16 protein-coding genes and 1 tRNA gene are annotated in these 21,897 nt (G+C 41.2%); all 17 read right to left on the reverse strand.

Translation table 11 applies throughout. The features are described 5' to 3' along the window. Positions 1-17 precede the first annotated feature (17 nt). The 17 genes from ACQ2HE_RS08720 to nuoH all read right to left on the reverse strand — a co-directional run bounded on the left by ACQ2HE_RS08720 (position 18) and on the right by nuoH (position 21,892). Positions 18-2,210 (reverse strand): alpha-N-acetylglucosaminidase, encoded by a 2,193-nt coding sequence (locus ACQ2HE_RS08720; protein WP_430898513.1) that lies wholly within the window; start codon positions 2,208-2,210, stop codon positions 18-20. A gap of 4 nt (positions 2,211-2,214) precedes the next feature. Continuing rightward, positions 2,215-3,843 carry a sodium:solute symporter family transporter gene (locus ACQ2HE_RS08725; protein ID WP_430898511.1) on the reverse strand — a complete coding sequence of 543 codons (1,629 nt, stop codon included), beginning with the start codon at positions 3,841-3,843 and terminating at the stop codon, positions 2,215-2,217. Between the two features lie 20 nt (positions 3,844-3,863). Next, on the reverse strand, positions 3,864-5,078 hold the full coding sequence (locus ACQ2HE_RS08730; protein ID WP_430898509.1) for an acyltransferase family protein: 1,215 nt from the start codon (positions 5,076-5,078) through the stop codon (positions 3,864-3,866). Beyond that, complete coding sequence (locus ACQ2HE_RS08735; protein WP_430898507.1) at positions 5,079-6,068, reverse strand: metallophosphoesterase; 990 nt, start codon at positions 6,066-6,068, stop codon at positions 5,079-5,081. It lies immediately after the preceding gene. Positions 6,069-6,151: 83 nt separating this feature from the next. Continuing rightward, positions 6,152-7,834: a RagB/SusD family nutrient uptake outer membrane protein gene (locus ACQ2HE_RS08740; protein WP_430898505.1), complete on the reverse strand. Its 1,683-nt coding sequence runs from the start codon at positions 7,832-7,834 to the stop codon at positions 6,152-6,154. Positions 7,835-7,855: 21 nt separating this feature from the next. After that, positions 7,856-10,879 (reverse strand): SusC/RagA family TonB-linked outer membrane protein, encoded by a 3,024-nt coding sequence (locus ACQ2HE_RS08745; RefSeq protein WP_430898503.1) that lies wholly within the window; start codon positions 10,877-10,879, stop codon positions 7,856-7,858. A gap of 125 nt (positions 10,880-11,004) precedes the next feature. Beyond that, complete coding sequence (locus ACQ2HE_RS08750; RefSeq protein ID WP_430898501.1) at positions 11,005-11,895, reverse strand: inositol oxygenase family protein; 891 nt, start codon at positions 11,893-11,895, stop codon at positions 11,005-11,007. A gap of 636 nt (positions 11,896-12,531) precedes the next feature. Further along, a tRNA-Met gene (locus ACQ2HE_RS08755) sits at positions 12,532-12,608 on the reverse strand. Between the two features lie 403 nt (positions 12,609-13,011). Continuing rightward, a complete protein-coding gene (locus tag ACQ2HE_RS08760; protein WP_430898499.1) occupies positions 13,012-14,013 on the reverse strand; it encodes an MBL fold metallo-hydrolase in 1,002 nt (333 codons plus the stop codon). Between the two features lie 418 nt (positions 14,014-14,431). Next, positions 14,432-14,713, reverse strand: coding sequence for a hypothetical protein (locus ACQ2HE_RS08765; RefSeq protein ID WP_430898497.1), 282 nt, complete (start codon positions 14,711-14,713; stop codon positions 14,432-14,434). A gap of 1 nt (position 14,714) precedes the next feature. Then, positions 14,715-16,109 (reverse strand): NADH-quinone oxidoreductase subunit N, encoded by a 1,395-nt coding sequence (locus ACQ2HE_RS08770; protein WP_430898495.1) that lies wholly within the window; start codon positions 16,107-16,109, stop codon positions 14,715-14,717. A gap of 1 nt (position 16,110) precedes the next feature. Then, positions 16,111-17,574 (reverse strand): complex I subunit 4 family protein, encoded by a 1,464-nt coding sequence (locus ACQ2HE_RS08775; RefSeq protein WP_430898493.1) that lies wholly within the window; start codon positions 17,572-17,574, stop codon positions 16,111-16,113. A 21-nt stretch (positions 17,575-17,595) separates the two neighbouring features. After that, positions 17,596-19,485, reverse strand: a complete 1,890-nt coding sequence (nuoL, locus tag ACQ2HE_RS08780) for an NADH-quinone oxidoreductase subunit L (protein WP_430898491.1) — start codon at positions 19,483-19,485, stop codon at positions 17,596-17,598. After that, entirely contained in the window at positions 19,485-19,796 is a 312-nt protein-coding gene (gene nuoK, locus ACQ2HE_RS08785) for an NADH-quinone oxidoreductase subunit NuoK (RefSeq protein WP_430898490.1), read from the reverse strand. Before nuoK ends, nuoL begins: the two co-directional genes overlap by 1 nt. Next, on the reverse strand, positions 19,796-20,293 hold the full coding sequence (locus ACQ2HE_RS08790) for an NADH-quinone oxidoreductase subunit J family protein (RefSeq protein ID WP_430898488.1): 498 nt from the start codon (positions 20,291-20,293) through the stop codon (positions 19,796-19,798). Before ACQ2HE_RS08790 ends, nuoK begins: the two co-directional genes overlap by 1 nt. Before the next feature lie 44 nt (positions 20,294-20,337). After that, positions 20,338-20,814: a 4Fe-4S binding protein gene (locus tag ACQ2HE_RS08795; RefSeq protein WP_430898486.1), complete on the reverse strand. Its 477-nt coding sequence runs from the start codon at positions 20,812-20,814 to the stop codon at positions 20,338-20,340. 1 nt (position 20,815) lies between these two features. Continuing rightward, positions 20,816-21,892, reverse strand: a complete 1,077-nt coding sequence (gene nuoH, locus ACQ2HE_RS08800; protein WP_430898484.1) for an NADH-quinone oxidoreductase subunit NuoH — start codon at positions 21,890-21,892, stop codon at positions 20,816-20,818. Positions 21,893-21,897 lie beyond the last annotated feature (5 nt).

The raw sequence follows: 21,897 nt of genomic DNA on the forward strand, positions 1-21,897 counted from the left end.
ACAAAACCTATCCACAATTACTTACCCAATCCTACCCTATACTTATTGTACAACATCTTTGAAACAAGCACTGCATCGCCACTTACTTCTGTTACGTAATCTCTTCTTGTGTTCACCCAATTCCATTCCCAATCTTTGATCTTCGCCACAAAAGCAGCTTGGTCTAAAACAGCACCCGTACTAAGATTCGAATTTAACTGAGCAATGTATTGTTCCCAACGAGGTTTGTAAAAATCTTTTAGCAATCCATTCCACTGGCGACAAGCATATTCATTCAAAGGACAATTCTTATCGCCCCATAAGGTGATCAAATCCTTCGCATTGAACTCATACAAGGCTTTTTCAGATTCATCTAATCCCCAAGCACGCGCGTTCTTCACCCAAGAGCCCAATAAAAATTCTTTGCGTGTTCCCAGAAGCTTGTCCATATCATCGATCAATTCCAAAAATCTTCTGCTATATTCATTAAAGGAGAAGCGATCGCCTTTCTTATAGGCAACTGCAAATTTTTGTTGTAGCGTAAGGGCATGATTGGCCAATACCTGACGGGTAACATCTACTAAGTCATATCGAAATCCATCGCTCGACTTACAAGCCGTTGATGCTTTGATCAGCGCATCCCAAGCCGGCCATAAATCGGATTCAATGTAGTTCAATTTGGTCTTGGTCCAACGTGTTAAAGAATCGAGTGTGGGTCTTGCTTGCAGTATAGACTCTGCGCCATCTCTAATATATTTATCCTTCGGTACCGTATAAATGGTTTCTTTAAGGATCTGCCATGCTTTCTGAGCGTCCTTATTCTCCACTCCATACCTATTTCGCACGTATTTGGGCAACCAATCCTTTAAATCTATTGGTTGATCATTCCAACTATGGTGCATCATCAATTCATAGATCACAGGGTTGGTTTCAATAGCCTCCATTGTTAAACCAATTCCGGCCATATTACCTTTGTTTGGACTGTTCCAAGCATTTGCAGGCTCCGCTGCCACAGTTTCCATCCTTCCAAACAAATTGGTATTGCCTCCAAAATTGTTCAACATATTCCAAATCCAAGGCTTACCATAAAACGCATTGGATCTCTTCCAAACCGGTTCTATTTCTGTCGCTAAATCAAGAATGATCATCTTATCATTAGGCACAGCTTTCAACAAAGCTTCGGTTTGCGGATCTTTCCAAAACTTACGATCGGTAAAAAACAACCATCCCTGCATCACCCAAACGGCCTCCGGATCTGCATTGTGCATGCCCTCGTACACTTTCGCACTCAACTGACTCAAAAACTCCGGCGCATCAGAAGCGGGCTCGTTCTCATTAAAAGTATCAGCCGAATACAAATGATCGGTTCCTAATAACTCGGTCTGCTTTCTTAAAAACTTCTCCCCTATAATAGCAAACAATGAATCGTTTGCATCCAAAATATAAGTATCAGCAAAACCATTGGTCCAATTACTTGACTTCAAATTGGCATGAGGAAACTTCTTTTTGAAGGCCAATGGCACGTGACCTGTAAATGCAGGTAACACAGGCTTCATACCCAACGCACGTTGGCGGTTCACAATTTTCTTCTGCAATTCAAAATGCGACTTCATCCAGGTCATGGGCAATGGACCTCCCCAAGCATCAATATTCCCCATCCAAAACCAAGAGAAATAAGAAGGACCACAGAAAAACCCTTTCAAGTCTTCATCTGAGAAACCAAGCTCCTTGTAAACCAAATACCATGTGTATTCTTCACCGGTAATTGCAAGTGGCATATTGATGCCGTGCAAGGCCATCCAGTCAATTTCTTGCTCCCAACGATTCCAATCCCACCAAGCCATACTGTAGTTGAACGTACAATAGTTGAAATCGTATCGATATTTGTACGGAGACTTTTTAACAACTTGCCCTGTTGGCCTTGGCAATAGCTTGGGAAGTTTTAAATTCACTCCATTCCAAGTTATCTGTGCATGACAGTACTCGTTCAAATAATAATAAAGCGCAGATGCAATAGATACACCATTGTTGCCTTTGAGCAGAATCTTCCCCTTTGAACTACCAATTTCAAATCCATCGCCATCAATACCCGCCGATAGTTCAATTATAAATTGGGCGGCATGTGCAGGCACGACCCTTTTCAACAACGCGGTTGATTCATCAACAACAGACTGCGCCGATAATACATTCACAGAAAACAAAAAAGCAGTAAAGGTTAATAGTCTTTTCATCGCATTACCAGAATATAGTGTACAAAGCAGCCAGAATGCCGCAAATAATTATTGAACTAATTACAAAAGCTGTATTTACTTTAAAATAGGAGGTCTCTACTACAATCTGATTATTCTCCCCCTTCTGAGCCGGCTTCACTAAACTGGAAACAATCATCAATAAGGCCACAGCAAAAAACGTGATGGTCATTCGATCAAGAAATGGATAATCAGGGAAGGCTCCGCCTGTCCATTTCGGCAAGAATTTCAATACCGTTGAAATTGGAATGGTAAGTACAGCGCCTAATAACGCTGCTTGAGCGGTGGTGCGTTTCCAAAACATTCCTAATAAGAATATTGCCAATACACCCGGTGAGAAAAACCCTACATATTCTTGAATGAATTGATAGGCCTGATCCAATGACTTCAACGCAGGAGCAATTATAGCAGCGATCAACATTGAAATGATCACGGTCCATCTTCCCACTTTCACTACTTTATCATTACTAGCATCTTTATTGAAATACTTTTTATAGATATCAAGCGAAAAAATAGTTGAAATACTATTCGCCTTACCTGCCAAAGAAGCTACAATTGCCGCCGTTAGAGCCGCAAAAGCTACCCCTTTCAAACCGGGAGGTAACAAGTTCATCAAAGTAGGATAGGCATGATCGGGCTTAATAGTACCGTCTACACTCATTTCAGCGGCAAACATGCCATTCTGATGCAATACATACATCGTAATTCCCGGCAATACGGCAATAACAGGTATGAGTAACTTCAAATAAGCTGCAAACATGATCCCATTTCGAGCCGTTTTCATATCCGCGCCTAAAGCACGTTGCACAATGTATTGGTTGCAACCCCAATAAGCGAGGTTGTTGATCAACATTCCACCAATTAATACCGACAAGCCAGGAAGCTCAGGATAATGTGGACTCGATTTGTCTAAGATCATGTGAAAATGCTCCGGTGCTTCTTTTCTCAGAATGCCCAAAGCTTTCCAGATATCGCCGTTGTATCCAAATTTATCAGCTAACAATGTTAACGCTAGATAGGTTGTGATCAAACCACCAATGATCAAAACAATTACTTGTATCACATCCGTATAACCTATTACTTTCATCCCTCCCAGTGTCACCAAAACCGAGAATAAACTCAAACCAATAATGGCTGCTTCAAATGAGATGGTTGAAATAGAAGAAATAGCCAATGCCCCTAAATAAACAATGGAAGTTAAATTCACCAGCACATACACTAACAGCCAAAACACCGCCATAACAGAGCTTACTTTATCACTATACCGCTGTGCCAAAAACTGGGGCATGGTATATACCCTGTTTTTAAGATAAATTGGAATGATGAAAACAGCCACTATAATTAGAGTAGCGGCCGACGCCCACTCATAGGTAGAGATTGCCAAACCAATGGCAAAACCCGAGCCACTCATTCCAATAAAATGTTCAGCCGAAATATTGGATGCAATCAAAGAAGCTCCAATCGCCCACCATGTCAAAGATCCTTCGGCTAAGAAAAACTCTTTAGCTGAATCTCCTTTTGTCTTTTTCTTCTTATAAATATAGTAGCCATAGGCAGTAATGGCTATAAAATAAATCAGAAAGACAACATAGTCTTCCCAGCTAAGCTTCTTCATACAACAAATAGTTTAAGTCGTTAGAGTTTCAAAAATATTTTCTTCTTCCAAAGAAAATACAGCAATCCTAGTTGAACAATCAATACGCCGATCCATAGAAAAGCAGTTTGCCAGATCTCCGGCAGTTTCTTCACCAAGCCACCGAATAGAAATTCAGAACTGGAATAGAAATTCACCAATCCATGAGCCGCGATATAAATGAGTATCGAGTTCATTCCTATCCAAACAAAAGGAACACTCCATACTTGAATTTTCTTCACGTCAATAACAAAGTAAAAGATAGCCAATAAAACAACACTCCACCCTCCGGCCACACAAACAAAAGAGGAACTCCAGAGTATTTTATTAACCGGAAATGCAAAGGACCATATTTCACCGATAGCCAATAAGAGCAATCCTGCACCTAACAAAATGCCTGCTTTCTTCATTCCACCGTATTCTTGATCAGACTTTCTGAGCCATTCTCCCGTAAATACCCCTAATAGGCAACTTACAATGGCAGGAAGAGTTGACAACAGTCCTTCCGGATCATATACCATGCGGTGTAATTTACCGGGTAAAAACAATCGATCTAAGAAAGCGACCCAGTTCCATTCCGGGCTAAGAGCCGCATTAGGTGCACCGGGCACAGGAACATAGATCATAAAAAGCCAATATCCAATTAAGATGCCCAGCACCCAAATCAAACGAGCGCGAAATCCGGAGTTTAAATAAATTAAAGTAGCAAAAAAACAGCTCAGTCCAATTCTGCCTAACACACTGGCAAAGCGCGTGGCATGATATCCATTGAACTGTAGCGCGCCATTTACTACGGTACCCAATAAAATCAACAGAAGGGTTCTTCTAATGAGTGCCTTGTAAACAGCCGATTTATCCCAAGTACCGCCTTCCTTCAGCTTCGATCCAAAAGAAAAAGGCATGCTTACGCCCGCAATGAATATAAACAAGGGGAAAATAAGGTCGTAAAAAGTAAAGCCATTCCAAGGAGAATGGTGCAACTGATTGCTAATTTGAACCAACAAGCGCTCCCAAAAACTCAAGCGTCCGTCAATAGCAATTTGCCAATTTTCTGTATTTCGAGTGAGCGAATAGGTTTCTTTGATGGCATCGGCAAAGCCGTGAAAGATTCCTTCTCCACTAATGATCCAAAACATATCAAAGCCACGCAATGCATCCAAAGATTGCAATCGCGGCGCTTTTATACTTGGCTGTGAAGTTGGAATTATTTGAGTCACTTATTTTTTAAGAATTTGATTGAATGAAATCAGCTTTCCTGAATCAGAAATAGTTTGAATAGTAACCACTCCCGATTGAATAGAGAAAAACATAAAACCATAGGCAGAAGCTGCCATTTGAACCATATCGGTGTTATGAACTGGTGTAGACTCAGAAGCGGCACCGCTAATAAAATGATGCGTTACCGCTTGTGAATCGTGCAGATATTGCAAACTGTGTTCATGTCCTGCGATATAGAGATCAACGCCGTACTTATCGAACAAGGGCTTCAACGTTCCCCGAATTGATTTGGTATCGTATCCATTCTCTCTTCCTCCTGCCGAGTACATCGGGTGATGCCCCACCAAGATCTTCCATTTAATATTTGTATTGGAAATGCTGAGTTGCTTTTTGATCCATTTCAATTGCGCTGTACTGTCTTGCGTTCTTACATTTGGACCGTACTCTTTATTCTTATAAAACTCCGCGATCAATGGATTGGTATCAATAAATACCATCAGTACTTGCTGCGTGGTATCGTCGTTGATGGGGAATAATTTAGAATAGTAGCGACTCTCCATTTTCCATCTTCTACTAATTTTTGAATAGGCTACTTGAGCACCCGGATTGCTTTTGTAATCATGATTACCCAGAACAGGATACCAGTCCCATTGAAATACAAAATCACTATAAATGTTTTCCAGTGAATATGTCCATAAAGGATCTTTCTCACTTACAACACCACTTGGGTAAAAATTATCTCCTGTAACAACATAGAAAGAAGGACGCAGTTGTTCAGCTACTTTGCTCATGGTTTGAGCTACAGGTATCTGATGATCAGCGCCGTTTCGTCCCCAATCTCCAAACGCAAGAAAATTCAAGGCTTTATCAATACGCTTTGGAACCGTATCAGCAGGTGCCTGTTGATTCTTTCCAAACAAAACAGTTTGCGCTCCAAGAATTTGGGTAAACAAAAGCGCCATTAACAGCAATAAAAAACGGCCATTCATTCAATCTAAGTTTAAAGAGCAAGGCCCTACGAGAGGGCCTTGCGTAACTAATCAATCCATTATGCCTGATAAGTATTCATCAATTAATATCCAGGATTCTGCACCAATGCAGGATTCACAGAAAGTGCACTTTGCGGAATTGGGAAAATTCTACGATACGTATCTTTATTGGTTTTGTAACCCCAAGAACCTTCGAATTTACCGAAACGGATCATGTCGTTTCTGCGCCATGCTTCCCAAGCCAACTCACGACCACGCTCTTTGTACAAATCTTCCAAGGTAACAGAAGCCCAAGGAGCGCTGGTAGAACGGTTTGCACGAACACTGTTTACCAAGCTCAACGCTGTTGCACCACCGGTAGCAGTTCCGCCTCTTAAAATAGCTTCTGCTTTTGTAAGAACGATATCAGAATAACGGAAGATAGGATAGTCATTGTTTTGGTTTCTACTTGCAGAAGTTGCATCGGGATAGAACTTAATATTGCGGTATCCCATAGTCCATGCAATTTCATCATTACCCACGTCGAAACCATTGGTAACTCCGTTGTAAGGATCTTGACCGTTTGCAATGTCTTGTCTCAAAACAATGTTTGGTTTCAAATCCAATTGGAAGGTATACGCACCACCGGGTGTTGGACCACTGTAGTATTGATCGTATCCTTTATTGGTTGTAGTAATGGTAATGGGAGTAACGCCATCTGGTCTGAATTGCAAACCTGTTAACCATTGCTTGTTTCTGATATCATTGGGATCATCAAAAATAGCATAGAATTCTGGTAAGGTACTGGCAGGTCCACCTGGTGTATACGGAAGATTAAAGAAGTTGAAACCTGCGCCGGTAGCCACTCTACCCATTGAACGTGGCACATCGTAGCGAGCCGGATAAGAGGCTGAACGACCATACCAACCCACTCCTGTTGCATCATAGGGAACAGCAAAAATAAATTCATCTTTACTTCCTACTGCTGTAGGTCCATTGGTAGGATAGAACGCTTGCAAGTATTCTGAGCGATTGGCTACTTTGAATTTACCTGAATTGATGATCGCATCACAAGCAGCAATACAATCATTGGTTCTGGCTGTACCGGTATACACTTCCGCATTCAAGTACATTTTAGCTAATAATGCATAGGCACCCCATTGAGTAAATCTTCCGTAAGTAGCCGTATTTACGTCCGTACTTAAGTCAGGTAATACACTCTTCACATCACGCTCAATGAAAGCAAAGATCTGAGCTCTTGGAACATTCGGGCGCGTTCTGAAATCACCATATACAGTATCCAAAGGAACATTTCCATAGTTGTCCATCAACATAAAGAAGGAATAGTCGCGAACCAATTTCAATTCAGCAATTTTCATTCTTTTGTTGGCACCTTCAGGCATGGTAGTTTGTAAGATGGAGATCGCTTGGTTAGCAGAGCTCACAATTACCGACATCCATCCCCAGTTACCGTTTACATAACCATTGTCTTTGGTCCATGTATGATAGTGCATTTGCATGTTCTGCGCACCATCGAACCAGTTACCACCGTGAGCGGTCATGATGCCCTCATCGGTACTAAAGCGTTGTTGAAACGCATATTCTTGAACCATGTATCCATTCAACGCAACATAAGGCGTTAACTCCGTTTGGATGAATCCCAAAGAATCGGATGGGAATACAGATGGAGTCACCTGCGTTGTGATGGGCACATCCAATTTATGACAGCCAATGAACACATTTGCTGTAATAAAAAGTACTGCTAGTCTATTAAATATCTTTTTCATTATAAGTTATTTTATTCTAGATTAAAAACTAACGTTTACACCTAACATCACAGTTCTAGTTTTTGGATAGAAGTTGTTATAATCGATACCTGGAGCAATTCCTCCTTGGTTAACTTCTGGATCCACACCTGTGAACTTAGTGATAACAAACAAGTTGTTTCCGGTTAAGTATACACGTAATGATTTAATATAGTTGCCCATTTTACCAAAATTGTAAGCCAATGTTGCGTTATCAAAACGAACATAGTTACCACTTTCAATGAAACGATCTGAATAAGTATACGCAATCACATCTGTAGCAGTTTCATTTGCAGCAGAGCTTAAGATATTCGTACTCATGGCAGTTGATGGACGGAACAAGTCTGCTTTTGTTGCATTCATAATCTTGTTACCAAACACACCACGAATCATTACATTCAAATCAAACTTCTTATATCTAAGGGTGTTAGCAAAACCCACAATTAGCTTAGGTTGTGCATTTCCCAAGTAGAAATAATCTGTTCCGTTCTGAGGAGAAGTTGTGAGTGTTCCATCTCTCTTATACCACTGAGAAATGCCTTGAGCATTCTTACCAGCATACTTGAAAGTAAAGAACTGACCTAAAGGATAGCCTTCTTTCAACAACTGAATAGAACGACCTGACTGGCCACCACCTTCAGGGAAACCAACTCTTACAGAGTCACCACCAATGAAGATCGGGTTGGTTAACTTATCAATCGTGTTCTTGTTACTGGCCAAACCAAGATTGGTAGTCCAAGAGAAGTCTTTCTTATCTACAATTGTACCGCTGATGTTCAATTCAATACCTCTATTGGTCATTGCACCACCGTTAGCGGTGATACCACCGTTTGGTAACAACATTGGGTCTGCAGCATAACCAATGATCATATCTGTTGTTTTCTTCTCATACAAATCAATTGCAACATTGATTTTCTTTTTGAAGATCGAGAAGTCAACTCCAATATTGCTCATCGCTGTTTTTTCCCATTTCAAGTAAGGGTTCGCTGTTTGAGCAGCACCAATGGCGCTAACAGTAGAACCATTATAGTAGTAGTTTCCTCTACCGGCCAATAAGAACTGCGCAGTGTATGGGTTGAAACCGGCAGCATTACCTGTTACCCCATAACTCACTCTTAATTTCAAATCAGTGATCGCATTTTGTTTGGCTAAGAAATTCTCTTCACCAATTCTCCATGCAGCACCTACTGAAGGGAAATAACCCCATCTGTTCGCAGATCCGAACATGGAACCACCATCGTGACGAAGAGAAGCTTGTAGCAAGTATTTCTCTTTGTAATTATACTTCACACGAGCGAAATCTGAGATCAAGCGAGTGCGTTGGTAAACACCATCGCCACTGAAAAATAAACCTGAACCGTAGGTTGTAGGATTACTCAAAGCAAGGTTATTGTACAAAATATTGTCTACAGGGAAATTGCTGGTAGTAGCAGAGAAGCCATTACCAAGAATATTGTCCTGCCAAGAATAACCAACTACGGCATTCACAGAATGGTCGCCGAAACGCTTGTCCCAAGTGAAGAAGGTTTCCAACACCTTTCTGGTGTCTTCATAAGAACTTCTAGTTGCTTGTCCGTTCTTACCGAATGTTTGCAAACCATGACCTCCATAGCCGGGATCAGGGTTGTCGTACATTGCATTGTAATTGGTTGTAAAATATTTATCCAAATAAGAACCAAACAGGCGACTTGTTTTTTGATAAGAAACAATCAAATCATACGTGATACCGAAAGGTAATTTCACTTGTGCGGTAGCGCTTCCAATCAACAAGTTCGACTTGGTTTGCATGGTAGCATGATTCAACATAGAAACCGGATTGTAATAATTCGATTTCACAAAATTCTCGAAATAGCTGCCATCAGCATTCTTCACAGGGTTTACCGGTAAATACAAGGCAGACTGGAGAATGATGGTATTCAAATAAGGAACATCATCGTTTGTACTGATAGAGTTGGTAACATTGAAACCAAACTTCAGTTTATCGTTCAAGGCAGACTGTTCAATTCCCAATTTCGCAATTACGCGCTCTAGTTGAGTTTTTTGAATGATACCTTCTTTTTTGAAATAGTTCAAACTAGCAAAATACGTACTGTGTTCACCGCCACCACTCACAGCAATATTGTGGTTGTGAGAAAGGGCGCCGCTGCGTTGAATTTCTTTCTGCCAATCGGTATTTGCACCTTTATCATCAGCCGGTGTAAAAGCCAAACCGTTTTTGCTTACGAAGTTGCGAAGCTCGGTAGCATTCATTACATCGAGTCTATTTGAAACAGTTTCCATACCAACATAACCGCTATAAGAAACAGTAGCTTGTCCTTTTTTACCTTTTTTGGTAGTGATAATGATAACACCGTTAGACGCACGGTTACCGTAGATCGCAGAAGCCGCCGCATCTTTCAGTACATCGATGGTAGCGATGTCATCCGGTGCTACCGTTGCAATGTCTGCACCTGGAACTCCATCAATTACATAGAAAACACCGGCACCAGCATTCAATGTAGAAGCACCACGTAGAATAACAGCCGCTGTTTTGTTAGGGTCACCACTGGCAGTGATGTTCAAACCCGGCACTTTACCTTGCAGCAACTGACCTACGTCTGAAATGGCACCGCGGTTCAGTTCCTCTGCTTTTACGCTGGTGATAGAGCTCGACAAGGTTTTCTTAGAACCTTTACCGTAACCTACTACCACCACATCGTTCAGGTTAGTACTGGAAGCTTCCAGGCTTACATTGTAATTTGTTTGTGATCCAACTGTAATTTCTTTGGTTCCGAATGAAACAGCAGAAATTTCAATTACATCACCATCCTTGGCTTTAATGGTAAAGACACCGGATGCGTTGGTGGTAGTGCCGCCCTTCGCACCTTTCACTTTCACGGAAGCCGCTTGAATCGGATTGCCACTACCGTCTGTAACTTTCCCGGTTACAGTCTTTAATTCCTGCGCCATCAGCATTCCAGGAAATAGTAAAAGGAGGAAAATAGCGTTGACTACCCTTTTTTTCACGAGAAGATACATCTCTTGCATAGCAGTCGTTTTAAAATTTAGGTTGTTAATAAATGATCGTTTACGCTCTTTTATGGCACAAAAGATCCCTAGCCCCGCTTTTCAGCAGAGTTTGCCTATTGATCCTTTGTGTTAGGAAAATCTTTTTAAAACTTCAATGTTGTTGGCAAATACTTAATAACCAGATCTTCGTAATAGGGCTTCAGCTTATTCCAATCGGGTGGCTCGGGAGATTTGGAATAAAGATCATACGGATTAAAGAGTTTTACCCATTTCAGCATCTCGCGATCGTGGTCGTCTAATAAATAGTCGTACGCACCTTCTCTATGCCAGGCGTAAAATGAGTGATAGCGAAGCATATACAATCCGGGTTCGGGTATGTAATTTTTCATCATTTGATACACATACTCGTCGTGGCCCCAGCTCATGTCTACATTACGTAAACCGCAGCCTTTTTTGTATACACCTAATTCAGTATTGTATTCAGGATTGTTGAAATCGGGGTTGTTTTTGAAGAATTCAGGATACACTACTTTATCGGAATAACCACAACCTACAGGGAAGGTATCTCCCACTACGGCCCATTGTGGTTCGCCGAACAAACAGAGAACTTTACCCATGTCGTGCATCAAGCCGGTGAGTACCATCCAATCGGGGTGACCATCTTTACGAATGGCTTCTGAAGTTTGCAACAAGTGTTGCAATTGGTCGAGGTCGGTATCGGGGTCGGAATCATCTACCAACTGATTAAGGAACTGAAACGCATCCCAAACCGTCATTTCTTTACGGTTGAATTGGAGAAACTCGTTTCTCTTCTCTTGAACAAAATCGTAAGTCTGATAAGTATGATTGAGGCGGTAGAATTCCTTTACGGTATCTCTGCCGGGAGTTTCGTAATTGCGGTATTCTTCAGTAGATTTTGAGGTAGCAATGGCTTCGGGATCCGGATAACGTTCCAGTAAGTCGTCTTCCCAATGATCCAAGCTCGCAAGAGGATTCTTCTCTTTTTCAGTGAATGGTTGGTTGGCTTGACCCATAGCAATCGAGTTTATTAAAAGCAAAATGGATTTATTTTTTCACATTTTTTTAAAGATGAACTACTTTATTTACGAAAAGGATTTCGTAAACCCCATTTGAGGAAAAATTTCACCTTTTTCGCGCAAATTTTAACCTACAAAATCAGTCCACTAACCCTACATACTAAATTTTCTAAAAAACAATTAGGCATTTCGCTTAGCTTATTACACAACACTCAATTCAGCAAAACGCTTTACTGTATTATATTACAGCTCATTGAATAACATTATTCAATAAACCTATTCATAATGTCTGTATATAATTGTCATTTTTACAATTGCTATTGACTCTAAAATGAGACAATAATGATCCTGTTTTAGGTGTCAATTGCAGTATTTGCTCGATTCTCTGATAAAAAGTAAACAATTGTGTACATGTTTGTCCACTTTAACAAATCCAAAAAAAGTCCGCGTTTAGAGAAGTGAATTAGCCTCGGTTGGAAAATTAAATTAGTGGAGGCTTTGAAACCTGCTTGGCCTGATCTATCAAGCTATTTCGAGTGGCCACTTGTAAACTATCCTATAATGCTCTTGTTTTCAATTCTTTATACAGAGCTAAAATCAAAAAAGGAACCCTCTTTCGAAAGTTCCTTTTCTTGGTAGCGGGATCGGGAGTTGAACCCGAGACCTTTGGGTTATGAATCCAACGCTCTAACCACCTGAGCTACCCCGCCAATGGGCGGCAAAAATAAGGCATCTTAATGAATTGATGAAATTGTTTGCAATTTTCTGGTAAATTATTGTTGATCAGCGGGTTAAACTACTCCTAATTAATTAGAGAAGCACTATTTTTTACCAAAGATTCCCATTGTTAGCCTCTGGTATTCAAAGCGGATTCACCGAAAGTGCGCAGAAACTTCACAAAGCTTTTCGTTGCGAACCGTTGCGTACTTTGTTTCTTTGCGGTAGAGGGAAAAGACTGAATATTTGGAGTGCTTCATTACCGCAGCGGCGCAGCGATCGCAGCGTTTTCGCAGCGCTGCCAGTTTCTTTGTATTTCCTCGTTCCTCGTCTCCTCTTATCCTCGTTCCTGTGCTCCGGCTGTTTCATTATTAATTATTACTTATTAATTATTAATTACCTCTTGCTTTCTATCACAATCGGCCTCCCAATCACCGGCTCCTCAATTCTCACACTATGCTGCTCCGCAGCTGCCTTTAATCTCGTAATTGGTTCCTGCCAAGGGTGCAAGGCCAGCTTAAATTTCCCCCAATGCACCGGAATCACAAAAGCAGCCTTTAGATCCATCCCTGCTTGGGCCACTTCCTCCGGCATCATGTGAATGTACTGCCACATTTTGTTGTACTGACCGCATTCCAATATCGCAACGTCAAAATATCCAAAACGCTCTCCAATCATCTTGAAATGCTCATCGTAGCCTGAATCACCTCCAATATAAATTTGAGAAACTCCCAATTGCAATACATACGAATTCCAAAAACTTTGACCGCGCTTGAACAAACGACCCGAAAAATGGCGTGCCGGCGTGGCCGTTAACTTCACTCCATTCTCATCTTGGTATTCATCCCACCAGTCGAGCTCCGTAATCTTCGAAGCCTCATATCCCCAATGCTTCAAATGCGCACCCACTCCTAACGCACAGATCACTTTCTTCACCTTGCTCTTGAGCGCCTTTACCGTTTTATAATCCAAATGATCGTAGTGATCGTGACTCAACACCAAATAATCGATATCGGGCATTTCATCAACGCTGTATACATTGGCGCCTTTGAAATTTTTTACCAGGAAAGAAAAAGGAGAAGCCGATCCACTGAATACAGGATCTAATAAGAATGTAAGACCCTGTACTTTTAATAAGTAAGAAGAATGTCCAAACCACACCAGCTGCGCTTCTTCACTCAATTGACGCAAATTGGTTTGCACCGAGGGTACCGCTTCCAAAGGAACCGGATCTAACTGCTTCTTAAAATACATTTTGGTTAGCTTCCAATAACTCGCGTCCGGCGCCATCATCGGCGTATCGTTCAAGTTCTGAAAACTTCCATTTTTATAGTTCGGCGATTGTTGAATGCGTTCTAAATCAGCGCCCTGAGGCAACTTCCCAAATACTGATAGCATGCGTAAAAGTATGATTTATAGAGAAGACGGGGAAAAAGGGAAATTACTTTAAGTAGTGAATTGCAGGTTTTACGCAGCTGCGCTGCTTGGGATTCACAAAGGGTAGAGAAGGGAGAAAAGTTACACAAAGAGAGGCTGTAGCAAACTTCCTTTTTGACCACAGATAACTCAAATTAAAACAGATTCACACAGATTAGCCTCCGTAATTCAATCAACCTGACTGCCGGCGTTATAATTATTAATTAGCGTTTTCTTTTCACCGCAGCGGCGCAGCGATCGCAGCGTTATCGCAGCGCTGGCAGTCTCTTTGTATTTCCTTCTTCTTACCTTTTATTTTTGTATTTCCTCGTTCCTCGTCTCCTCTTATCCTCGTTCCTGTGCTCCGGCTGTTTCATTATTAATTATTACTTATTAATTATTAATTACTTCTCCATTCCTCAATCCCCACAACCTCACCCCTCCTATTCTTCAACACCCTTCCAAATACTGCATTCATCGGATTAAAAGTATAATCGGTTACTCCTACAGTATAGGTTATGGGAACATCGCCTTCGCCTTTCGATACAACAATCACTTCGTACTTATTGAATTCTAATAGGTCTCTTAAGTACTGCATGCGCTGTTCCGATACGCCACGTTCCACGATGCCGCATTTCACTCCATTCAATTCTTCAAATTCATGATTCTTATTGATCGCCATATCAGAGTTTTAAGAAATGATCAAACAATCCTCCAAAGAAACCCATTACCGTTAATACCACACTCAAAACAACAATCACCCAACGCACTGTTCCCGGCACCTTTACTTCAATTGTTTCATGATCCGACACAAACATCAAACGCACCCATCTTAAATAGTAATACAGTGCAATTACCAAATTCATGACTACTACTAAAATATAGCCCACACTCACCGATGTAGCACCGGCCATTATCAAATACAATTTCCCGAAAAAACCGGCTGTGGGTGGGATCCCCGCCAATACAGCCAAGCCAACAATTAAGCCAACACTTAGTGTCTTATTCTTATGATAGAAACCCTTGTATTCTTCCAAATCCAAATAGCCGGTTTGCAAACGCACTAGTCCAACAATTCCGAAGATTAATATAGTGGCCAGCACATATACAAACAGAAAATACACAACCGCGGTATTACCCAGATCAGAACCCGCCATATACCCTAAAAGAATATACCCCGCTTGTGAAACGGAGGAGAAAGCCAAAAAGCGACTCACATCTTTTTGTCGCAATGCAAACAAGTTCCCTACAATTATAGTAGCCAAGGTTACGATCTTCAATACCAAGAGCACTTGCACTTGCATCGCCCCAAATAAAGTAAACAATACCGGAATCAACACAAAACCAAACGCTGCTTTGGAATGCGCCGCTAAAAAAGAAGTGACTGGTACCGGTGCACCCTCGTATACATCTGCTGTCCATAAATGAAATGGAACGGCACTCATCTTAAATGCCAACCCCGAGAAAAACACCACAAAGCCCATAATGGTAAACGCATTAACGGTTAATACCGATGCAAATTCACTGAACACCAAAGTGCCTGTGGCGCCATATAAAAAGGAAATGCCCATCAGCAAGATCGCAGATGAAAATGCCGCATTCAACGAAAACTTGATGCCGCTTTCAGCACTGCGGGGCGATTGCAATTGAAAACTCGACAAAGCCACCAACGGAATCGTAGCTAATTCCAAACTCAAATAAAAGAACAAGAAATGTCCGCTGCTTACTAAAAACAACATTCCCAATAATGACGACAATAACAACACAATGCATTCAACCACGTTATCTTGCGAACCAATAAAACTTCTGTTCAATACTAAAAACACCAGCATCGCAAGCAATAAAATCACTTTTTCAACCATCACCATTGCACTCATCTGAAACATCGAAGCAAATAAATTTCCTTTCATGGTTCCCAATGCCATACACCCCAATGCCACTGCCACTCCAATAGTAGCTACATTCAATACAGTAGCCGACGACCATCCCTTTCCAATCTTCGCGATCAGTAACACAAAAATGAGCAGTGTGATCACCAACTCAAATCGCATCAATGAAAAGAAACTTGCTACATTCATATTAATTCATTCTACCTAATAAATTCACAATATCTACTTGCACCAGCTTCACCCATAAATTGGGAGAAATGCCCAATGCCAAAATAAAAAAGATCAATACCAAGGCTCCCAGTTTTTCTTGCCAACTCGCATCTGTAAAATGCTCATCCGTACTTGCCGGACCCATCGCAATTTTTGTTACTGCTCTGAGAATATACACCGCTGTTACTACAATTGAAGAAGCTGCTACAATGGTAGCCCATTTATATCCCGCAGCCCAAGTTCCATTAAAGATGGTCATCTCTGCAGCAAAGCCACTCAGTCCGGGTAATCCCAAAGAACACAAACCTGCGATGTATAATAATGTAATGATAAACGGAATCTTTTTCTGAAGACCACTCATGGCGGCAATTTCACGTGTATGTGTTCTGGAATACACCATTCCTATCACACCGAAAAACAAAGCTGTCATCAATCCATGCGAGATCAATTGCAATACCGCTCCTGTGGAAGCAGTTGCATTCAAACTGCCCAATCCCAATAATACAAACCCACAATGACTAATAGAAGAATATGCATTCATGTACTTCAGGTCTTTTTGTCGAAGGGTGACCAATGCACCATAAAGGATACCAATAGCCGAAATGCCTACAATCCAAGGTGCATAATGTTTCGCACCCTCAGGAAGCAAATAAATAGCTACTTTAAAGCACCCATATCCACCCATTTTCATAGAAATACCCGCTAAGAACATCGATCCCGCTGTAGGTGCTGACGAGTGACCATCAGGCACCCAAGTGTGAAAGGGAAACAGAGCGGTAAAGATGCCAAATCCAATAAAGAGAAAAGGAAAATACAATCCTTGTAATTCAGGAGAAAAAGCTTGCTGCGCCAATATCGCCAAATCGAAACTGCGCTGCGGACCCGGAGTCGAAAAATAGAGTCCTAACAATCCAACCAAAATAAACCCGGAACCCAACATCAACATCAACGCTAATTTGTTGGCGGCTTTGGCTCTATTGCCAGATCCCCAATTACTGATCAACAAGTATTTCGGCAATACGGCAACTTCTAAAAACAAGAACATCACAAAACTATCTTGCGACAAGAAGAAACCATAAGCCCCAAAACTTAGGAGCCATAATAGAAAATGAAATTCTTTGCTGAGTCTGTTTTCATTCCAACTCATCAATACCCCCGCCACCACAACAGCAGCAGTAAGCAACAATAGCACATAACTAAGTCCATCAATTCCAAAATGAAAAGAACTTTGAAGAGACTGTAAGAATTGATACCGCTCTTCATATATAAACCCTGTTTTACCCTGAGCTTGCGCTATCATCACTTCTACTCCAACATGAATGATCCAGCCTAATTGAATTAAAGATCCGATGAACGACACCCAATTGACTCCCTTGCCGTTCTTTACGAACAGCAATAACACCATTACCAACACCGGAATCAATAAAATCAATTGTATCGTCATTCCTTAACTTTCAATCAATGATTAAAGAAAAAATAAAACTGCTAACAAGATCACCACACCTCCTACCAACCAGAAAGCATACTGTTGCAATCTTCCACTCTGGAACTTTTTGATCCGCTCTGCAGTCTGTTCAGTACTCTCCCCGGCTTGTAGTACCAATCCGTCAATAAAATTGGTATCAATCCAATTCAACAATTTAGCAGCACCGGTAAATATCAAGACTCTCGTAAAGAATCGATAACATTCGTCGATATAAAACTTGTGATAGGCCCATCGATACAAAAAGCCCCAACGTTGAGCCAACAAATCTGCTACTCCATTGACGTTCTTATAGAGATACCAAGCCATTACAATACCTCCTAACCCGATAAGGACCGGAGGTACACTCATCAGTAGCGACAAATGTTCTTCAAAAGGCTTTCCATCTGCCGTTACATAGTTGCTAAAAACTATATAGCCGGAACCAATAGCCGCAATACTCAGTAATACCAAGGGGAGTTTCATGGCCCAACTACCTTCATCATGCGCATGACCTTTGAAAGGTTGATTCCAAAAAATCAAGAAATACAGGCGGAACATATAAAAGGCGGTCAATCCTGAAACGGCCAATTCAATATAGTACACGGGAATCAAGTGTTCATAAGCAGCAGACAAGATCATTTCCTTGCTGAAGAATCCCGACAAGAAGGGGACTCCTGAAATAGCTAAACACCCGATCAAGAAACTCAAATGGGTAAGGGGTAGTTCTTTACGCAATCCCCCCATATCTTTCACCTCATTGCTATGAACCGCATGAATAACCGTTCCTGCACAAAGGAACAGCAGGGCTTTAAAAAAGGCATGTGTAAACAAATGAAACAAAGAAGCGGTATAACCATGATTGGCTTCTAGAGAAGTACCGGCCACACCTAATGCGGCGATCATATAACCAATTTGCGACATGGTGGAGTACGCCAATATCCGTTTAATATCCGTTTGTGTGCAAGCAATCAGCGCTGCAATCAAAGAAGTGATAGCGCCGATATAGCCGATGCCTTCCAGTAGTTCCGGACTTGTTTGATAAATTGGAAAGAAACGGGCTACCAAGAATACTCCGGCTACCACCATGGTAGCAGCATGAATCAATGCAGATACAGGTGTAGGGCCTTCCATGGCATCGGGCAACCAAATGTGCAATGGAAACAAAGCACTCTTACCTGCCCCACCAATGAACACCAATGCCAAACCAATGCTCACCGTGCTGAATCCAAGGAACATCAAATCCGAAGAAGAAGAGCGTGAACTCAAACTCGCAACAATTTGATCAATATTAAAAGAGCCTGCGGTGCTCGATAAAATCAAAATCCCGATCAAGAAGAAGAAATCAGCGAAGCGAGTTACTACAAAAGCTTTTAAAGCAGCAGCCCTTGCCTGCACTCTTTGCGTGAAATAACCGATGAGTAAAAAAGAAGACACACCCACTAATTCCCAAAAAATATAGACTTGGAAAATAGAATCGGCCACCACTAATCCCAACATTGAAAAAGTAAACAATCCCAAAAAGGCGTAATACTTGTGAACACGCTCATCTCCTTTCATATAGCCGATACTGTAGCAATGCACCAAACTTGAAACGGTAGTAACCACTACCAACATCATGGTTGAAAGCGGAGTCAATTCAAAACCGATCGTAATAATACCGAGCTTTCCTAAATCGAGCCAGCTATACGACCATATCACTTCATTTTCATACGGGGAACTGTGTTCAAAGAAATAATAATAAGCAGTTTGATAACTCATCACTGCCGCCGCCAATACCAGTAAGCTGCCTACCCAAGGTTGCATTCTTTTGAAGAATGCACCTCCTAATCCTCCTAGCACAAAACTTAGGAGCGGCAAACAAAGGATCAATATGGCAACCGGTATGTTCATTATTCTTTCATGATGGTAGGTTCATCTACATCTACCGATTTAAATTGTCGATACACCTGTATAATAATGGCCATAGCAACAGCTGCTTCTGCTGCTGCAATAGCGATGATGAATAAAGTAAAAAACAAACCCTCTAATTTGTTTGGCCACACATATTTATTGAAGGCGATGAAATTCAAATTGGCACTGTTCAACATCAACTCAATGCTCATGAGCATCGAGATCAAATTCTTTCTGGTCAAAAAGCCATAGACCCCTATAAAGAAGAGGGTTGCACTTAGCACCAAAATATGTGTCAATCCTATTTGCATCAGGATTCTTTCATTTCGTGTTTAATAATAGCTCCGGGCTTCAATGCAATAACAATACATCCGATCATTGACGCCAATAACAACATACTTACCACTTCAAAAGGCAAGGCCCAACCATGGGTATCAATATCGATCAATTCCCTGCCAATCGCTTTTACATCAAACAAAGCCCCCTTGGCATTCACCGTTCCTAATTGTAATTTTAGGATTTGAAGAAGAAGGATTCCCAGTCCCGACCCTGCAGCCAAAAAAGACCATAACTTTTTTGAGAGAGAAGGTTTGGGCATCTCGGCTCCTGCTTGCTGAGTTAATAAAATAGAGAAGATGATCAACACTACAATACCCCCAACATACACAATAATTTGAACAGCCGCCACAAAATTGGCTTCCATCCAAAAATAGATTCCAGCCACCGATACCAGCGAAAACAATAAGTAGATGGCTGCACGAAACAACTGTCTGGTTGTAACACTCAACACTGCAAAGCCTATCATCATAAAGGCCAACAAGTAAAAAATAATATCGCTGAATTCAATCCCCATTATTCTACGCCGTCCATTATTTTAGAATCCGGATTGTTTAAAATTTTTGTCAACTGCGAACGATCAAAAACGCTGTGTTCAAAAGTTTGAGCCATTTTAATGGCATCACTGGGACAAGCTTCAATGCACAAATTGCAAAGCGTACAGAGTTCCAAATGATACACTAATTTATCGATGGCCTTTTTCTTCTTTCCTTCGGGTGTAATATCGAATTTCGTGATCACTTTGATCGTTCCATTCGGACAGGCCAATTCGCAAGCCGTACACCCTGTGCAACGATGTTCATTGGCTTCATTATGCGGCATTACCACTTCTCCTTTGAACCGCTCCGGTAAATTCAAGTGATCTCGGTTATCGGGATATTGTTGCGTAATGATCTCTTTGTGATGCGTAAAATAATAACCCGTTCTCCGCATCCCTTTTAAGAGAGATCCGATGGCCGCAGCTACTTCTTTTATATAGTTGATCAAAAACATCTTACTTAAAATACCATCCTAAAATAGCGAGTGCTGTTACCAACACCACATTTACCATACTAATGGGTAATAAATAATTCCACTCCAATTTCAACAGTTGATCCACACGCAATCTTGGAAACGTCCACCGAAACCACATGATCAAAAAAATCAATCCAAAAGTCTTTCCCATAAACCAAATACTGGATGGAATATAATCCATAATATGATTGAAGGCCGTCCACTCACCAATATGCAAGGGCATCCAACCGCCTAAAAACAAAATCGCACCAATTGCACACACAATAAACACATTCACGTATTCCGCCAAAAAGAATAAGGCAAATTTCATCCCTGAATATTCGGTGTGAAATCCTGCGGTTAATTCCGACTCTGCTTCGGCCATATCAAAAGGTGCTCTATTGGTTTCTGCCGTAACAGCAATGATATATATTACAAATGCAATGATTACGGGAACATGCCCTTTAAACAACCACCAGCCATTCTGTTGCGATTGAATGATTTCTGTTAAGCTCAAACTCCCTGATAGAATTACAATTGTCATAATTGCCATACCCGCACTTAATTCATAACTCACTATTTGTGCGCCGCTGCGCATGGCACCCAACAAAGAATACTTGTTATTACTACTCCAACCTGCCACTAAAATACTGATCACAGATAGAGAGGAAACAGCAGATACATACAGTACTCCTATATTAATGTCCCACAATTGAAAGTCCTTTGCAAAAGGAATGGGGGCCATCAACAACATTGAAACCATAATGGCTCCAATGGGTGCAATATTGAACAAAAACTTGTCGGCACCATCCGGCGTGAGTCCTTCTTTGATCAATAGCTTCAGTGTATCTGCGAAGGATTGCAACAATCCCTTTGGTCCAACTCGGTTAGGCCCCAATCGAATTTGCATCCAAGCAGATACTTTACGTTCCATATATACTAGCACCAATCCGAGCACTGCAAAAAAGCTGATCACCAAAATGCCTGCAATTATCATCTCTAGCACCAATGTCCATTGCTCCGACATATGTCCGAGCAACCATAGATGAATTTGTTGTGCAAGTGATGATAAACTCATAATAA

This window comes from Endoryza foliicola (assembly GCF_050589245.1).
Lineage (GTDB): Bacteria > Bacteroidota > Bacteroidia > Chitinophagales > Chitinophagaceae > Endoryza > Endoryza foliicola.

Excerpts from the sequence above, each read along its gene's own strand:
- ACQ2HE_RS08720 (WP_430898513.1), bottom strand. The coding sequence starts at position 2,210 with ATGAAAAGACTATTAACCTTTACTGCTTTTTTGTTTTCTGTGAATGTA.
- ACQ2HE_RS08725 (WP_430898511.1), bottom strand. The coding sequence starts at position 3,843 with ATGAAGAAGCTTAGCTGGGAAGACTATGTTGTCTTTCTGATTTATTTT.
- ACQ2HE_RS08735 (WP_430898507.1), bottom strand. The coding sequence starts at position 6,068 with ATGAATGGCCGTTTTTTATTGCTGTTAATGGCGCTTTTGTTTACCCAA.
- ACQ2HE_RS08740 (WP_430898505.1), bottom strand. The coding sequence starts at position 7,834 with ATGAAAAAGATATTTAATAGACTAGCAGTACTTTTTATTACAGCAAAT.
- ACQ2HE_RS08745 (WP_430898503.1), bottom strand. The coding sequence starts at position 10,879 with ATGCAAGAGATGTATCTTCTCGTGAAAAAAAGGGTAGTCAACGCTATT.
- ACQ2HE_RS08750 (WP_430898501.1), bottom strand. The coding sequence starts at position 11,895 with ATGGGTCAAGCCAACCAACCATTCACTGAAAAAGAGAAGAATCCTCTT.
- ACQ2HE_RS08760 (WP_430898499.1), bottom strand. The coding sequence starts at position 14,013 with ATGCTATCAGTATTTGGGAAGTTGCCTCAGGGCGCTGATTTAGAACGC.
- ACQ2HE_RS08765 (WP_430898497.1), bottom strand. The coding sequence starts at position 14,713 with ATGGCGATCAATAAGAATCATGAATTTGAAGAATTGAATGGAGTGAAA.
- ACQ2HE_RS08770 (WP_430898495.1), bottom strand. The coding sequence starts at position 16,109 with ATGAATGTAGCAAGTTTCTTTTCATTGATGCGATTTGAGTTGGTGATC.
- ACQ2HE_RS08775 (WP_430898493.1), bottom strand. The coding sequence starts at position 17,574 with ATGACGATACAATTGATTTTATTGATTCCGGTGTTGGTAATGGTGTTA.
- nuoL (WP_430898491.1), bottom strand. The coding sequence starts at position 19,485 with ATGAACATACCGGTTGCCATATTGATCCTTTGTTTGCCGCTCCTAAGT.
- nuoK (WP_430898490.1), bottom strand. The coding sequence starts at position 19,796 with ATGCAAATAGGATTGACACATATTTTGGTGCTAAGTGCAACCCTCTTC.
- ACQ2HE_RS08790 (WP_430898488.1), bottom strand. The coding sequence starts at position 20,293 with ATGATGATAGGCTTTGCAGTGTTGAGTGTTACAACCAGACAGTTGTTT.
- ACQ2HE_RS08795 (WP_430898486.1), bottom strand. The coding sequence starts at position 20,814 with ATGTTTTTGATCAACTATATAAAAGAAGTAGCTGCGGCCATCGGATCT.
- nuoH (WP_430898484.1), bottom strand. The coding sequence starts at position 21,892 with ATGAGTTTATCATCACTTGCACAACAAATTCATCTATGGTTGCTCGGA.